Here is a 14,931-nt window from a genome sequence, read left to right as displayed (position 1 = left end):
GTGCTGGGCGGGGCCGTCACCGAGGGGCTGTCCTGGCAGTGGATCTTCTGGCTGAACGTGCCGATCGGCCTGGCGATGCTGCCCTTCGCCGCCACCAAGCTCCGCGAGAGTCACGGCACCCGGCCCCAACTCGACCTGGTGGGGCTGGTGCTGGCGGCCGTCGGGCTGACCGGGCTGGCCTGGGCGCCGGTCCGGGCGCCGCAGGCGGGGTGGGGGAGCGCCGAGGTGCTGGGCGCGCTGGCCGCGGGAGTCGTGTTCGTCGCGGCCTTCCTCCTGTGGGAGCGCAAGGGTGCCCGTTATCCGATGCTGCCGCTCGCGCACTTCCGCAACCGCGGCTTCGCCACCGCCAACGCGGCCGGCTTCCTGGTCTTCGGCTCGCTCCTGGGCGCCCTCTTCATGATCACGCAGCTCTTCCAGACCGGACTCGGCTACTCCCCGCTCCAGGCGGGCGTGCACATCCTGGTCTGGAACGCGATGCCGCTGCTGGTCGCCCCGGTCGCGGGCGCCCTCGCGGACCGCTTCGGCACCCGGCCCTTCATGCTGATCGGACTGCTGCTGCAGGCAATCGGCCTCGCCCTGCTCGCCTGGCAGGTCGAACCCGGCGTCAGCTACGGGCAGTTGGTCCTGCCGCTGATCATCGCCGGCATCGGTATCTCCATGGTCTTCCCGAGCGTCGCCAACGCCGTGACGTCCTCCGTCCCGCTCGGCGAGGCGGGCGTCGCGGCCGGCGTCAACAACGCCCTGCGGGAACTGGGCGGAGTCTTCGGCGTCGCCGTCGCCGCCCTGGTCTTCACGCGGTACGGCGGCTACGGCTCCCCGGCGTCCTTCCTGGACGGCTGCGCGCCTGCCCTGTGGGTGTCGGCGGGGGCCGCGGGAGCGGGCGCGCTGGTGGCGGCGTTCGCGCCGTCCCGCACGCGCGCGTGAGCCCGGTCCGTGCCGTCGAGCAGCCCGCGCATGCGCTCGGCGGCACGGACCGCGGCCGCGCCGCAGCAGTTGTTGAACAGCACGTGCAGCCGGCCGACCCGCTCGGCGAGCCCCCGCAGGCGGGGCAGCCACTCGGCGAGTTCGGCCTCCCCGTAGTCGTACCGGAAGCGGTCCTCCTTGCTTCCCGAGCCCCAGGCGGGGCTGCGGCCGTGGAAGCGGACGACGGACAGGTCCGGTGAAGTGACCGGTGTGACGGGCGGGATGGACGAGGGAAGCGTCTGCGTCATGTCGACGGCCACGGCGGCCATGCCGTACCGCGCCAGCAGGGCGCGCGTCGCGTCCGCCCACTCCTCGCGCCACCAGGCGGGATGCCGGAACTCCACGGACAGGGGCCATCCCGCGGTCCGTTCGGCGCATTCCCTCAGGAACCGCCCGGCCCGCCGTCCGGGCCGGAACCACGGCGGGAACTGGAACAGCACAGCGCCGAGCCGTCCCGCCGCCCGCAGGGGCTCGATGCCCTCGGTGAACCGCGCCCACACCGCGTCGAGCACCTTCGGGTCCCGGGGGTCGGCGGGCAGCCCGTCCGGCATCACGGAGGCGCGGGTCGGGTGACCGGTCAGCAGCGAGAACGCCTTCACGTCGAAGACGAAGCCCTCGGGCGTGCGGTCCGCCCACAGCTGGGAGTTGCGGGCGCTGGGCAGGGCGTAGTACGCCGAGTCGACCTCGACCACCGGGAACCGGTCCGCGTAGTACCGCAATCGCCCCTCGGCGTCCCGGCTTCCCGCCGGATACCAGCCGCTGCCGACCAGCGCGCGGTCCGTCCACGAACACGTGCCCACCAGGATCTCGCCCATGCGGGGCCGGTTACCCGCGCGGGGGTTGTGGAAGCACACCCCTGCTGTTTATAGTCGTAATGACTATTAAAGATGACCGCCAAGGGGGTGGTGAACATGGCGTTCGACAAGGCGAGTTACGACAAGTACGCCTACGAACCCTTCGCCGTCACCGTCGACCTCGCCGTTCTCACCATCCGGGACGGCGCGCTGCAGGTGCTGCTGGTCGAGCGCGGGCAGGAGCCGTACGCCGGGCACTGGGCGTTGCCCGGCGGCTTCGTCGAGCCGGACGAGTCGGCGGAGACGGCCGCCGGACGTGAACTCGCCGAGGAGACGGGCCTGTCGGACGTCACCGGACTCCATCTGGAGCAGCTGCGCACCTACAGCGAGCCCGACCGGGACCCCCGGATGCGGGTCGTGTCCGTCGCCTTCACCGCCCTGCTGCCCGACGCGCCCGAACCGCACGCCGGGAGCGACGCGGCCCGGGCGAGCTGGCTGCCGTACCACGCGGACCGGCCGCTCGCCTTCGACCACGACCGGATCCTGGCCGACGCCCATGAACGCGTCGGCGCCAAGCTCGAGTACAGCTGCCTCGCCACCGCCTTCTGCCCGCCGGAGTTCACCCTCGGCGAGCTGCAGCAGGTCTACGAGACGGTCTGGGGCACGCCCCTCGACCGGCCCAACTTCCGCCGCAAGGTGCTCGCCACACCCGGGTTCGTCGAACCGGTGCCGGGCGGCGCCCGACTGACCGGAGGGCGCGGCAAACCCGCCGCCCTCTACCGCGCGGGTCAGGCCACCGCCCTGCACCCGCCCCTCCTCCGACCGTCCCGGGAAGGACGCCCCGCATGACCGAAACCATCGTCGACAAGCGCGCCGCCACCGGGACGTTGATCGGCCTCGCCCTCGGGGACGCGCTCGGCTTCCCGACCGAGTTCAACGACGTGCCCTCGATCCTCGCCAAGTGCGGGCCGTGGCGCGAGATGCGACTGCCGACGCCGGCGATCGTCTCCGACGACACGCAGATGACGCTGGCCGTCGCGCACGGCATGCGCACGGCGATGGACCGCGGGGTGCTCGCCCCCAAGCGGCTGGAGCGGCCGCTGCGCGAGGAGTTCGTGAACTGGTACCAGTCGCCGGACAACAACCGGGCACCCGGGAACACCTGTCTGCGGGCGTGCAACCTGCTCAAGGACGAGAACCGGCCCTGGCAGGACGCCAGTCAGATCGGCTCCAAGGGGTGCGGCGCCAACATGCGCGTGGCGCCCGTAGGGCTCGCACCGGGACTGAGCGACGAACAGCGCGCCGGGGCGGCCCAGTTGCAGGCCGGGCTCACCCACGGCCATCCCACGGCGCTCGCCGCGTCCGACCTGACGGCGAGGGCGGTACGACTGCTCGCGCAGGGCACCGAACCGGCGGCCCTCGTCGGCCTGCTGCGGACCTACGCCCGCGACAACCGCAGCCGCTACCACCACCCCTGGCTCGGCGACCTGTGGACCCGGGCCGACGACTCCACGGCCGAGGAGTTCATCGCCCGCGGCTGGGACGAGTGCCTGGAGGTACTCGACCGTCTCGACGAGGCCGTGCGCACCGCCGACCCGGAGACCGACCCGTGCCTGGCCACCGGCGCGGGCTGGATCGCCGAAGAGGCGCTGGCGACCGGCCTGTCGTGCTTCCTGCTCTTCCCCGGCGAACCGGTCACCGCCATCCGCCGCGCCGCCTGCACCTCCGGCGACTCGGACTCCATCGCCTGCCTGACAGGCGCGTTCGCGGGCGCGTACCTGGGCGCGGACGCCTGGCCGACCGACTGGGCGGACCGCATCGAGTACCGGGGCGACCTGATGACACTCGGCGCCCTCTGGGACGCTTGACCCGTGACCGACACCCTGCCCCTCGACCTGACCCCGGTGATCGCCGAACAGCCCGACCCGGTCCTCTTCGCGACCGTCTCCGGCGCGCACCTCTACGGCTTCCCGTCCCGTGACTCGGACGTCGACCTGCGGGGCGTGCACCTGCTGCCGGCCGCCGACCTCGTCGGGCTGCGCGAGCCGGAGGAGACCCGGTCGCGGATGTGGGACCGGGACGGCGTCGAGATGGACCTCGTCACCCACGACGTACGCAAGTTCGTCCGGTTGATGCTGCGCCGCAACGGCTATGTGCTGGAGCAGCTGCTCTCACCCCTTGTCGTCCACACCACGGACGCGCACCGGGAGCTGACCGCACTCGCGCCCGGTGTGCTCACCGCGCACCACGCCCACCACTACCGCGGATTCGCCACCACCCAGTGGCGGCTCTTCGAGAAGACCGGCGAGCTCAAGCCGCTGCTCTACACCTTCCGGGTGCTGTTCACCGGCATCCGTCTGATGCGCTCCGGTGAAGTGCAGGCACATCTGCCCACGCTGCTCGGGGAGGTGGCCGAGGCGCCCGCGTACCTGCCGGAGCTCATCGCCGCGAAGGTGGAGCGGGAGCACGGGGACGCCGATGTCGACCACGCGCGCGTGGAGGCCGACGTCGAGCGGTTGCACGGGGTGCTCGACCGGGCGCAGGAGGCGTCAGAGCTGCCCGACGCCCCGCGGGGGTACGACGCCCTGCACGACTTCGTCGTACGGGTCCGGCTGGAGGGCTGAGGCGCGGCGGACGCGGAGAAGGAAGTCCTCCACGCGGCGCTCGTCCGGGGTTTCGGGCAGGGGGGTGCGCGCGGACGCCTCGTCCGCCTCCGCCGCCAGGCGGTTCATCCAGGACTCGACCTCGGGCCAGGTGAGTTCGCCGCGTTTCACGGCGAGCAGGGGCTCGCGCCGGTCGCCCACGTCGATGGTGAGGGTGCCGGTGCGGAGCAGGTCGCGGGAGGTCATCAGCAGGCGCAGCAGGTGCATCGCGTGCTTCCAGCGCGGGGCGCCGTGGACGCGGACGTCCGCCTCCAGCTTCCTGCGCTGGCCGAGCGCGTAGCGGGTGAAGGTCTCGTGGGCCCGGCGGGAGAGGAACGCCCCGCGCAGGGAGAGGAGTTCGCGGCCCGTGGGGTCCACGTGCTCCACCAGGGGGGAGTGCAGGCACTCCAGGATGTTCGGGTTCGCGCGCAGGGCGAGTTCGCAGAAGCGTTCCAGTTCCCAGCTGAACTGTTCGTCCGCCGGGCCCTCGACATGCGTCGGCGGCTTCTCGAAACGCCAGAACAGGGGAGTGGGGGCGACGTACACGCCCCGGCGGTCGGTGTCACTGCCCTCCGTCGCCAGACCGAAGGCGCGCGACCCCATGACGCAGGAGTAGATCGTGTGGTCGCGCACCAGGGCCTCGGGCTGCATGTCCGCGAGCGTACGCGGCGCCTCACGCCAGGTGGATCGAATTTCCCTCCACCTTGATCTGCTCCGGCGGCAGCGGCTTCGGCGCCGGTCCGCCCGCCACCGTACCGTCGGCGATGCGGTACTTGCTGCCGTGGCACGGGCAGTCGATGGTGCCGTCGGCGACCGTGCTCACCGTGCAGCCCTGATGCGTGCAGATCGCCGAGAAGGCCTTGAACTCGCCCTTCGCCGGCTGGGTGACGACGACCTTCTCGTCCTTGAAGATCTTGCCCCCGCCGACCGGGATCTCGGAGGTCTTCGCGAGCTCCTGCCCGGCCGAGGCCTTCACGGACGAGGAGCCCGAACCGCCCCCGCTGTCGCCGTACTTGCTGCAGCCCGCGGCCAGCGGCACCGCACCTGTGGCGAGGAGAACCGTGCGTCGCGTCGAGCGGTGGGTCATGTCGTCACTCCGAACGTACGGAAGAACCAGAGGGCGGACGTCAGCCAGACGAGGGTGAGAACGGTGAAGACCAGCCCGCCGACGAACGGCAGCAGCCAGCCCGGCAGCCGCTCCGAGCGGAGCAGCAGCATCTTGGCACTGAAGGCACCGAAGAAGAAGCAACCCAGGACGGAGTGCCACATGACGCGCGTGCTGTACGTCTGGTAGCCCAGCGCGTACAGACAGTGCACCGCCACCGGGACCGCCACCAGGAACGCGATCCGCCCCGACCAGCGGTGCAGCGTCGGCGCCCAGCGCGGTCCCCGGAGCTTGCCGTAGACCATGAACGCGGACACCAGCTGGACGAGCGCGAAGAAGAAGGCGGTCGTGGCCAGCCACGACTTCACCGCCCGCGTGCTGCTGAACCCGGCGAGGTTGAAGGCGGTGCCGGCCGGGTGGTGGGTCTTTCCGTAGACCCCGAGGCCTACGGCCACCGCGGCGGCGACCAGGGCCGGGACCAGATAGCGGGCCGGGCTCGGCGCCCGATGGGCCGGCCCCGGAGGTGGAAAGCTCTGCGTGGCGGCGTTCGGATCGACGGTCATGGTCGGCTCCCCGGGCAGAAGGATCGCAGAAGGATCAAGGAGTTACGGGACGTGCCGTGAGCTGCTCTCCGTCGACCGTCACCGCGCCCGTTACCGGGTCGATGGCGGGCGCGGCCGTGCGCTTGCCGTCACGGGTGAGCAGACCGACCTGGCGGCCGTTCGGCAGCACGATCCAGCCGCCGACGATCCGGGCGCCGCGCACCTGGCTGTTGGCCCGGTACAGCCCGGACGGCTTCTTGGCCCTGGCCAGGGTGAAGGTGTAGTGGCCGCCACCGAGGTCGGCGGTACCGCTCAGCCGCGCGCTTCCCTTCAGGGTGCCGTTCAACCGCGCACCGTTCTCGCCGGTCAGCGCCATGCTGCCGTCGTCGCGGACATCGCCCTTCAGCCAGGACTCGATGTTGTGGCCGTCGCAGAAGTACGCGATCGCCTTGCCGCCGCGCAGTGATAGGGCGACGGCGGAGGAGTCGTCGTCGGTGCGGCCGGTGTAGACGCCGGTGGCCGCCGCCGTGTGCGTGGGGGTCGGGCTGGGACTCGGCGGTGCGCTGGTCCTCGTGGGCGCGGGAGACGCGGCCGACGGCTCCTCCTTGTACGTCGACGAGGCGCTCTTGGTGCCGGTGGTCGAGTTGAGCGTGAGCATGAACAGACCGAACAGCAGTCCCGCGAGCAAGGTCAGCAGCGGTCCTGGACGCTTCATGAAGGCCTCCCCCGAGGCGAGTTTCCTGTCATGAGAGCGGACCGGCGGCCACGGCGTAAAGAGGCGCACGGGGTGTTCCGCCCCCAAGTATCGGAATAGAGACATTCGGGTGACATTGTCGGAGATCGTCGGGCCGTCTCAGCGGGCGGGCGCCGACGGCCGCCGCCGCGCGGGCTGACTAGGCTGGACGGTCGTAGAGCCGATACGTGAGCGAGGAGCAGCGCCGTGGCGGTACGAGCGGTCCGGGGAGCCGTCCAACTGGAACGGGACGAGGCCGGACACATGGACGAGCAGGTCGGAGCCCTGCTCACCGCCGTCCTGGAGCGGAACGGCCTGACCGCCGACGACCTGATCAGCATCTGGTTCACGGCCACGCCCGACCTGCACAGCGACTTCCCGGCGGCCGCCGCCCGCAAGCTCGGCATCGTCGACGTCCCCCTGATCTGCGCGCAGGAGCTCGACATAGCGGGCGCCATGCCCCGGGTCGTGCGGATACTCGCGCACATCGAGACCGACCGGCCTCGCTCCGAGATCAACCACGTCTACCTCGGCGCCGCGGCCGCCCTGCGCAAGGACATCGCCCAGTGAGAACCGCACTCGTCATCGGCACCGGCCTCATCGGTACGTCCGCGGCCCTCGCCCTGTCCCAGCGGGGCGTCGTCGTCCACCTCACCGACCACGACCCGGAGCAGGCCCGCACCGCGGCCGCCCTGGGCGCCGGCACGGACGAGGCCCCCGAGGGGCCCGTCGACCTCGCGATCGTCGCCGCCCCGCCGGCCCACGTCGCCGCCGTGCTCGCCGACGCCATGCGCCGGGGCGTGGCCCGCGGCTACATCGACGTGGCCAGCGTCAAGGGCGGCCCGCGCCGCGAGCTGGAGGCGCTGGGCCTGGACCTGTCGTCGTACATCGGCACGCACCCCATGTCCGGCCGTGAGAAGTCCGGCCCGCTGGCCGCCACCGGCGACCTCTTCGAGGGCCGCCCCTGGGTTCTGACGCCGACCCGGGACACCGACACCGAGGTGCTGAACCTCGCACTCGAGCTTGTCTCGCACTGCCGTGCCGTGCCGGTGGTGATGGACGCCGACGCCCACGACCGCGCCGTCGCGCTCGTCTCCCACATGCCCCACCTGGTCTCCAGCATGGTCGCCGCGCGCCTGGAGAACGCCGAGGAGGCGGCCGTACGGCTGTGCGGGCAGGGCATCAGGGACGTGACCCGGATCGCCGCCTCCGACCCCCGGATGTGGATCGACATCCTCTCCGCGAACCCCGGGCCGGTCGCCGACCTGCTCTCGGACGTCGCCGCCGACCTGGAGGAGACCGTCGAGGCGCTGCGCTCCCTGCAGTCCTCGGACGAGGCCAAGCGGCGCGAGGGCACGGCCGGCATCGAGGACGTGCTGCGCCGCGGCAACGCGGGCCAGGTCCGCGTCCCCGGCAAGCACGGCTCCGCGCCGCGGGTCTACGAGGCCGTGACCGTCCTGATCAGCGACGAGCCGGGCCAGCTGGCCCGTATCTTCGCCGACGCCGGCCGGGCCGGGGTCAACATCGAGGACGTGCGCATCGAGCACGCGACCGGGCAGCAGGCGGGTCTGATCCAGCTGATGGTGGAGCCGCAGGCGGCGCCGGTGCTCAGTGCCGCGCTGCGGGAGCGGGGCTGGTCCATCCGGCAGTGATCCTCCCGATCATCCGCCTGTAAGAGGGGACCCGGGAGGCCGGTAACCTTGTGCGGGGCGCGTTCGCGCCCGCACACCACCCACCGCACCGCACCAGGAAGGTGTCCCCTCGTGGAAAACGGCGCCGCCAAGCCCGTGATCGTCGCCATCGACGGTCCCTCCGGCACGGGCAAGTCGAGCACGTCGAAGGCCGTCGCCGCGCAGCTCGGCCTGAGCTACCTGGACACCGGCGCCCAGTACCGGGCGATCACCTGGTGGATGGTGACCAACGGGATCGACCTCGAGGACCCCTCCGCGATCGCCGCCGTGGCCGGCAAGCCCGAGATCGTCTCCGGTACGGACCCGGCGGACCCGACGATCAGCGTCGACGGCACCGATGTGGCCGGGCCGATCCGCACCCAGGAGGTCACCGCCAGGGTCAGCGCGGTCAGCGCGGTGCCCGAGGTGCGCGCCCGGATCACCGAACTGCAGCGCTCGCTGGCCGCCTCCGCCGAGACCGGCATAGTGGTCGAGGGCCGGGACATCGGTACGACCGTGCTGCCCGACGCCGATCTGAAGATCTTCCTCACCGCCTCCGCGGAGGCCCGCGCGGCCCGCCGCAGCGGTGAGCTGAAGGGCGCCGACGTCAACGCCACCCGCGAGGCCCTGATCAAGCGGGACGCGGCCGACTCCTCCCGCAAGACCTCGCCGCTCGCCAAGGCGGACGACGCGGTCGAGGTGGACACCACCGAGCTCACCCTCGCGCAGGTCATCGAGTGCGTCGTCACCCTCGTCGAGGAGAAGCGGGCCGGGAAGTGACCGCTGCTTCCGTTGCCTCCGAGCGGGGCGCCGAGGTCGGTCGCCGGATCGGCGTCGGCCTGATGTACGGGCTGTGGAAGCCGCGGGTGCTCGGCGCCTGGAGGGTGCCCGCGAGCGGCCCGGCGATCCTCGCCGTGAACCACTCCCACAACATCGACGGCCCCATGGTCATGGGAGTGGCGCCCCGGCCGACGCACTTCCTGATCAAGAAGGAGGCGTTCGTCGGCCCCCTCGACCCGTTCCTGACGGCCATCGGCCAGCTGAAGGTGGACCGCTCGGTCGCCGACCGCGGGGCCATAACGCGCGCTCTCGACGTCCTCGCGGCCGGGGGAGTCCTGGGCATCTTCCCGGAGGGCACCCGCGGAGAGGGCGACTTCGCCTCCCTGCGCGCCGGGCTCGCCTACTTCGCCGTCCGCAGCGGCGCCCCGATCGTCCCGGTCGCCGTCCTGGGAAGTTCCGAGAAGCCCGGGCGGTTGATAAAGGGGCTGCCTCCGCTGCGCAGCCGCGTCGACGTCGTCTTCGGCGACCCCTTCGAGGCGGGCGACGGCACCGGACGGCGCACCCGAGCGGCCCTGGACGCGGCGACCGAACGCATCCAGAAACAGCTCGGCACCCACCTGGAAAACGCACGGCGCCTGACCGGGCGCTAGGCGACACTGAGTAGTGGATCAAACCGGGCGACACCGGGCGGTCCACCGATCACCACGATGAACGAGGTACGGACTTCATGAACGACGACATCCACTCCGAGGGCTCTTTCGAGGAGCACGACCACGGAGAGCTTGGCGATGCCGAGTACGCGGAGTTCATGGAGCTCGCCGCGGAAGAGGGCTTCGACCTCGAGGACGTCGAGGGGGCCATCGAGGCCGCGGGGCACGGGCCGCTGCCGGTGCTGGCGGTCGTCGGGCGGCCGAACGTCGGCAAGTCGACCCTCGTCAACCGCATCATCGGCCGCCGTGAGGCGGTCGTCGAGGACAAGCCCGGTGTCACCCGCGACCGGGTGACCTACGAGGCCGAGTGGGCGGGCCGCCGCTTCAAGGTCGTCGACACCGGCGGCTGGGAGCAGGACGTCCTCGGCATCGACGCCTCCGTGGCCGCCCAGGCCGAGTACGCGATCGAGGCCGCCGACGCGGTGGTGTTCGTCGTCGACGCCAAGGTCGGCGCGACCGACACCGACGAGGCGGTCGTACGACTGCTGCGCAAGGCCGGCAAGCCGGTCGTGCTGGCGGCCAACAAGGTCGACGGCCCGAGCGGCGAGGCCGACGCCGCCTACCTCTGGTCCCTCGGCCTCGGCGAGCCGCACCCGGTCTCCGCGCTGCACGGCCGCGGCACCGGCGACATGCTCGACGCCGTCCTGGAGGCCCTCCCGGACGCGCCCGCGCAGACCTTCGGCGGCACCGGCATCGGCGGCCCCCGCCGGATCGCCCTCATCGGCCGCCCGAACGTCGGCAAGTCCTCCCTGCTGAACAAGGTGGCGGGCGAGGAGCGCGTCGTCGTCAACGAAATCGCGGGCACCACCCGCGACCCGGTCGACGAGCTGATCGAACTCGGCGGTGTCACCTGGAAGTTCGTCGACACGGCCGGTATCCGCAAGCGCGTCCACCTCCAGCAGGGCGCCGACTACTATGCCTCGCTGCGCACCGCGGCCGCCGTCGAGAAGGCCGAGGTGGCGGTCATCCTGATCGACGCCTCCGAGTCCATCTCGGTGCAGGACCAGCGGATCGTCACCATGGCCGTCGAGGCGGGCCGCGCCATGGTCATCGCCTACAACAAGTGGGACACCCTCGACGAGGAGCGCCGCTACTACCTGGAGCGGGAGATCGAGACCGAGTTCGGCCAGGTGGCATGGGCGCCCCGGGTCAACGTCTCGGCGCGCACCGGGCGGCACATGGAGAAGCTGGTCCCGGCGATCGAGACCGCCCTCGCCGGCTGGGAGACCCGCATCCCCACCGGCCGTCTGAACGCCTTCCTCGGCGAGCTGGTCGCCGCCCATCCGCACCCGATCCGGGGCGGCAAGCAGCCGCGCATCCTCTTCGGCACCCAGGCCGGCACCAAGCCGCCGCGGTTCGTCTTCTTCGCCTCCGGCTTCATCGAGGCGGGCTACCGGCGCTTCATCGAGCGCCGGCTGCGGGAGGAGTTCGGCTTCGAGGGGACGCCGATCCATATCTCCGTGCGGGTGCGCGAGAAGCGCGGCAAGAAGAAGTAGGCGCGAACGACACGCGAACGACAAGGAGGGCGGCCCCCGTCGGGACCGCCCTCCTTCTCATGTCCGCTCAGCCGCCTCTGCGCGAACCCGGCGGCAGGGCCGCCGGCACGTGCTGCATCGCCGAGGCCTGCGGCCCGATGTGCCCGACCCGCTGCCACTGCGACTGCTGACGCGCCACGGACGCCCCCGCGCTGTAGGCGCCGTAGGAGCTGCTGAACGACCCCGGGCGGTGCCCGCCGTACGACCCCGTGCTGTGCGGGATGCTCCCGAAGGCGGTGAAGCCCAGGTTTTCCTCGCCGCTGCGGTCACCCGGCAGCGTGCGGAAGGACTTGACGTACTCGGCGTAGAGGGCGTCGTAGATCGGCGTGGCCGATGGGCCGCCCAGGAAGTCCGGGGCCGACCTCGACGAAGGGATCGACTGGAACGACTGGCGGCGCGGAACGTCGTTTGCGTGCACGTATGTCCAAACGACCTCGGGTCACTTGGGATGCGGGTGCGCGCGACGGCGGCCCTCAGGTGCCGGCGAGGGGCATGGCCGCGGCGACCAGCTTGCCGCCCGCCGCGGCCTTGTCGAGCGCGTCCCGCAGCAGATCCTCACGCGGCTGGCGGCCGATCGAGCCCACCGGCGCGGCGAACATCAGGACCTGCTGGTGCTTGTTGGCCGCGGCCCGCCAGCCCTCCGTCACCTGCAGCGGCTGGTGCGCCTGCCACCACGCCACCGGCTGACCGCCTGCCGCGTTCGGCTGCAGCACCGCGTGCAACTGCCCGACGGCCAGCAGCACCGACCAGCCGTGCAGCACCGGCGGCACCTCGGTGATCTCCGTCAGCGGCATGAACCCCTGCTCGATGAGCAGCGGCAGGAAGTCGTCGCCGAGACCCGTGGCACCCGGCCGCACGATCGGTCCCGTGGGCTCGACCACCAGCGCCGGGTGCAACTCCCCGGCGATCAGCACGAGTCCGCTGGTCACCCCGAGCACGGCCTGCTGCGGTACGACCTTGTCCGGGTCCAGGTCCACCGTGTCGCCGGAGATGGACCGCACGGCCCCCTGGAGCTGCTCCTCGGTCACCTGCACGACCTGCGAGGGCAGGCAGCCGGCGTGGGCGAAGGCGAGGACGGCGGTCTCGTCGCCGATGAACAGGACGGTGCTGGTGCGCTCCTGCTCGGAGTCGCCCGGGGTGCGGCAGGAGGTGCAGTCGTAGCTGCCGGGGGCGTTCTCTCCGGCGAGCAGCCGGTCGGCCTCTTCGTCGCCGATCTCGGCGCGTACCTCGTCGCTGACGTCGAGCATGCGCGGCACGGTGGCTCCCCTCGGGAAGTGTGAACCGGGCGGGTCCCGGACTCATGAAGAAGACAACGGAGGACCTGTGGCGAGAGTCACGCTCCTGGGCGAACGGAATCAATCCATCCAACGCGGATGGTCACGACGGGTTCGGAATCGGTCACTCACGGTCAAGTGCTTGCCAGGTCAAGGGAGTTGGTTGCGTGAAGTGAGTCACAGTCAGATCGCCCGGGTGGTCGAAATATCAGGAAATCAGGGAGCGAATCAGCTCTCCGGGGCATCTCGCTACCTCCGGTAACACCCAACTGACCTGGCACGACGGCTCGTTGGTTGTCGTCCCGCCCCGCCGCTCCCTAGATTCCTCGGCCGTGTGCAACGAGCACCGCTCGGGAAACGTCCGTCCACCGCACCCGGCCCGCACCACCGGCCGGCGCGGTCGCGGCGGACGGGGCGGAGCGTGGCGACCGGCCCAAGTGCCGCGAGCGCGCCCCGCCTTGGGGGACCCCGGGTGTTTCGAGAGGGAATTACATGTCCGAGTGTGCCGATACCACCCGCGACAACGTTCGTAAGACGCGTACGACGGCGGTCCTCGCCGGGGCCGCACTGCTCGCCCCCCTCGGACTGCTGGCCGCCACCGGCAACGCGGTCGCGGCGGACGGCGGAGTGTGGGACCGCATCGCCCAGTGCGAGAGCGGCGGCAACTGGCACATCAACACCGGCAACGGCTACTACGGCGGGCTCCAGTTCTCCGCCGGCACCTGGCGCGCGTACGGCGGCTCGGCCTACGCCTCCACCGCCGACAAGGCCTCCAGGCAAGCGCAGATCGCCGTCGCCACCAAGGTCCAGCACGCCCAGGGCTGGGGCGCCTGGCCGGTCTGTTCGGCCCGGGCCGGTGCGTACGGCAGCGCGCCCGCCTCGTCGGGCGCCGCGTCCACGAAGGCGGCCCCCGAGGACGTCGTCTCCAAGAAGGCGTCGAAGAACGTCTCGAAGAAGGCTGCGAAGCAGCCGTCGAAGGCGTCGGCCCGCTCGACCGAGCACACCAGCCGCGGCTCCTCCCGCGGCGACTACACGGTCCGTGAGGGCGACACGCTCAGCGTGATCGCCGCACGGCACGGGACCACCTGGCAGCGCCTGTACGCCGCCAACAAGGCCGTCATCGGCGACGATCCGAACCTGATCGTGCCTGGGCAGCAGCTCGAACTCTGAGGCACACCCCCTCACCGGGTACCGCGGGGCCTCGTCCGTCGATCACACAACGGACGAGGCCCTTCGGCATCCACCGGTCACCGGGGCAGCCCTGTCATCGTCGCGCCTGCTCGTCCGCCTCGCCGCCGAACACGACCGTCCCGCGCCGCAGTTCGTACACCAGGACCGGGGTCCGGTGGCGAAGCCCGGGCGGCAGCCGCTGCTCGGCGACGATCACACACGCTTCCAGACCGGCGAGCAGCTCGTACGTCCGGGCCGCCACCGGCGGTGACATGCCCTGCGCCGGCTCGTCGACGAGGACCACGCGCGCGCGTGCCAGCAGCGCCCGGGAGAGGGCGAGCATGCGCTGCTCGCCGCCGGAGAGCGTGCCGGCCCGGTGCTGGAGCAGGGGCTTGAGCTGCGGATAGGCGTCGAGGGCGAAGTCGTACCGCTGGGAGGCGAGTTCGAGGTTCTCGTGGACGGTGAGGGAGCCGAACACGGCCTGGCGCTCCGGGACCAGGCACAGTCCGCGCCGGGCACGCTCGTACGCCGGCAGCCGGGTCACGTCGGTCCCGTCCCAGATCACCGTCCCCGCGGACAGGGGCACGGTTCCGGCCAGGGCGCGCAGGGCGGTCGTACGGCCGGAGCCGTTGCGGCCGAGGAGGACCGTGAGGCCGGGGGAGGGGGCGGCGAGGGTGACGCCGTGCAGGGCCTCCAGGGGGCCGTAGCGCACGCGGGCGTCGCGGAGCGAGATGCCGTTCACGGGACGACCTCGTCCAGTACGTGGTCCGGGGGGCCGGAGGCGACGATGTGACCGGCCGTCATGACATGCACGACGTCGGCGAGGTCGGCGACCAGGTCGAGATCGTGCTCCACGACGAGGAGGGCGGTGCCGTCGGCCGCGAGGGCCTTCAGTACGCGGGTCATGGCGGCGACCTCGGTGCTGTCCAGGCCGGCCGCGGGTTCGTCCAGGAGCAGGACGCGGGGGTTGCCCGCGAAGGCCCGGGCCAGTTCCACGCGGCGGAGGGTGCCGG

18 protein-coding genes and 1 pseudogene are annotated in these 14,931 nt (G+C 71.9%); 10 read left to right on the top strand and 9 right to left on the bottom strand.

Annotation, left to right across the window (positions count from 1 at the left end; all coding sequences use genetic code 11):
* Positions 1–924, top strand: a 924-nt coding sequence (locus GRC12_RS31165; RefSeq protein WP_208782890.1) for an MFS transporter, incomplete at its 5' end; no start/stop codon positions are given.
* Here GRC12_RS31165 and GRC12_RS31160 read toward each other — a convergent pair.
* The gene (locus tag GRC12_RS31160; protein ID WP_208782889.1) at positions 807–1,778 is read right to left on the bottom strand and encodes a DUF72 domain-containing protein; all 972 of its coding nucleotides are present in this window, start codon (positions 1,776–1,778) and stop codon (positions 807–809) included. The two genes, GRC12_RS31165 and GRC12_RS31160, sit on opposite strands and share 118 nt — an antisense overlap.
* Before the next feature lie 72 nt (positions 1,779–1,850).
* On the opposite strand from GRC12_RS31160, the gene GRC12_RS31155 reads away from it, so the two are divergent.
* The 3 genes from GRC12_RS31155 to GRC12_RS31145 are packed head-to-tail and all read left to right on the top strand — an operon-like array spanning position 1,851 to position 4,381.
* The gene (locus tag GRC12_RS31155) at positions 1,851–2,606 is read left to right on the top strand and encodes an NUDIX hydrolase (protein ID WP_244374028.1); all 756 of its coding nucleotides are present in this window, start codon (positions 1,851–1,853) and stop codon (positions 2,604–2,606) included.
* Entirely contained in the window at positions 2,603–3,625 is a 1,023-nt protein-coding gene (locus GRC12_RS31150; protein WP_208782888.1) for an ADP-ribosylglycohydrolase family protein, read from the top strand. Before GRC12_RS31155 ends, GRC12_RS31150 begins: the two co-directional genes overlap by 4 nt.
* Positions 3,626–3,628: 3 nt before the next feature.
* Complete coding sequence (locus tag GRC12_RS31145; protein ID WP_208782887.1) at positions 3,629–4,381, top strand: nucleotidyltransferase domain-containing protein; 753 nt, start codon at positions 3,629–3,631, stop codon at positions 4,379–4,381.
* Here GRC12_RS31145 and GRC12_RS31140 read toward each other — a convergent pair.
* Genes GRC12_RS31140 through GRC12_RS31125 form a run of 4 tightly spaced genes read right to left on the bottom strand, consistent with a single transcriptional unit; the run spans position 4,307 to position 6,761 of the window.
* On the bottom strand, positions 4,307–5,050 hold the full coding sequence (locus GRC12_RS31140) for a nucleotidyltransferase domain-containing protein (RefSeq protein ID WP_208782886.1): 744 nt from the start codon (positions 5,048–5,050) through the stop codon (positions 4,307–4,309). The genes GRC12_RS31145 and GRC12_RS31140 overlap by 75 nt on opposite strands.
* A 22-nt stretch (positions 5,051–5,072) precedes the next feature.
* The gene (locus GRC12_RS31135; RefSeq protein WP_208782885.1) at positions 5,073–5,486 is read right to left on the bottom strand and encodes a Rieske (2Fe-2S) protein; all 414 of its coding nucleotides are present in this window, start codon (positions 5,484–5,486) and stop codon (positions 5,073–5,075) included.
* The gene (locus GRC12_RS31130) at positions 5,483–6,067 is read right to left on the bottom strand and encodes a DUF6529 family protein (protein ID WP_208782884.1); all 585 of its coding nucleotides are present in this window, start codon (positions 6,065–6,067) and stop codon (positions 5,483–5,485) included. Before GRC12_RS31130 ends, GRC12_RS31135 begins: the two co-directional genes overlap by 4 nt.
* Positions 6,068–6,101: 34 nt before the next feature.
* Entirely contained in the window at positions 6,102–6,761 is a 660-nt protein-coding gene (locus GRC12_RS31125; RefSeq protein ID WP_208782883.1) for a hypothetical protein, read from the bottom strand.
* Between the two features lie 225 nt (positions 6,762–6,986).
* Here GRC12_RS31125 and aroH point away from each other — a divergent pair, with 225 nt between their 5' ends.
* The 5 genes from aroH to der all read left to right on the top strand — a co-directional run bounded on the left by aroH (position 6,987) and on the right by der (position 11,435).
* Positions 6,987–7,349: a chorismate mutase gene (gene aroH / locus GRC12_RS31120; protein WP_208782882.1), complete on the top strand. Its 363-nt coding sequence runs from the start codon at positions 6,987–6,989 to the stop codon at positions 7,347–7,349.
* Positions 7,346–8,431 (top strand): prephenate dehydrogenase, encoded by a 1,086-nt coding sequence (locus tag GRC12_RS31115; RefSeq protein ID WP_208782881.1) that lies wholly within the window; start codon positions 7,346–7,348, stop codon positions 8,429–8,431. Before aroH ends, GRC12_RS31115 begins: the two co-directional genes overlap by 4 nt.
* A gap of 111 nt (positions 8,432–8,542) precedes the next feature.
* A complete protein-coding gene (cmk, locus tag GRC12_RS31110) occupies positions 8,543–9,229 on the top strand; it encodes a (d)CMP kinase (RefSeq protein ID WP_208782880.1) in 687 nt (228 codons plus the stop codon).
* A 62-nt stretch (positions 9,230–9,291) separates the two neighbouring features.
* Positions 9,292–9,879, top strand: a complete 588-nt coding sequence (locus GRC12_RS31105; RefSeq protein ID WP_244374032.1) for a lysophospholipid acyltransferase family protein — start codon at positions 9,292–9,294, stop codon at positions 9,877–9,879.
* 77 nt (positions 9,880–9,956) lie between these two features.
* Complete coding sequence (gene der / locus GRC12_RS31100) at positions 9,957–11,435, top strand: ribosome biogenesis GTPase Der (RefSeq protein ID WP_208782878.1); 1,479 nt, start codon at positions 9,957–9,959, stop codon at positions 11,433–11,435.
* A 67-nt stretch (positions 11,436–11,502) separates the two neighbouring features.
* Here der and GRC12_RS31095 read toward each other — a convergent pair whose 3' ends face one another.
* Positions 11,503–11,892: a hypothetical protein gene (locus GRC12_RS31095; RefSeq protein ID WP_208782877.1), complete on the bottom strand. Its 390-nt coding sequence runs from the start codon at positions 11,890–11,892 to the stop codon at positions 11,503–11,505.
* A 55-nt stretch (positions 11,893–11,947) separates the two neighbouring features.
* Positions 11,948–12,730, bottom strand: coding sequence for a hypothetical protein (locus GRC12_RS31090; protein WP_133047275.1), 783 nt, complete (start codon positions 12,728–12,730; stop codon positions 11,948–11,950).
* A 510-nt stretch (positions 12,731–13,240) separates the two neighbouring features.
* On the opposite strand from GRC12_RS31090, the gene GRC12_RS31085 reads away from it, so the two are divergent.
* The gene (locus tag GRC12_RS31085) at positions 13,241–13,918 is read left to right on the top strand and encodes a transglycosylase family protein (protein ID WP_208782876.1); all 678 of its coding nucleotides are present in this window, start codon (positions 13,241–13,243) and stop codon (positions 13,916–13,918) included.
* Positions 13,919–14,012: 94 nt separating this feature from the next.
* On the opposite strand, the gene GRC12_RS31080 is transcribed toward GRC12_RS31085, so the two are convergent.
* Positions 14,013–14,660: an ABC transporter ATP-binding protein gene (locus GRC12_RS31080; protein WP_208782875.1), complete on the bottom strand. Its 648-nt coding sequence runs from the start codon at positions 14,658–14,660 to the stop codon at positions 14,013–14,015.
* A pseudogene (locus GRC12_RS31075) lies at positions 14,657–14,931 on the bottom strand (ATP-binding cassette domain-containing protein); the annotation flags it as partial. The pseudogene GRC12_RS31075 and the gene GRC12_RS31080, both read right to left, overlap by 4 nt.

Origin of the sequence: Streptomyces griseorubiginosus (genome assembly GCF_017614965.1) — a bacterium.
GTDB classification, from domain to species: Bacteria; Actinomycetota; Actinomycetes; order Streptomycetales; family Streptomycetaceae; genus Streptomyces; species Streptomyces griseorubiginosus_B.
Note: the sequence above shows the minus strand (reverse complement) of the source record. Positions and strands in the feature narration are given on the sequence as shown.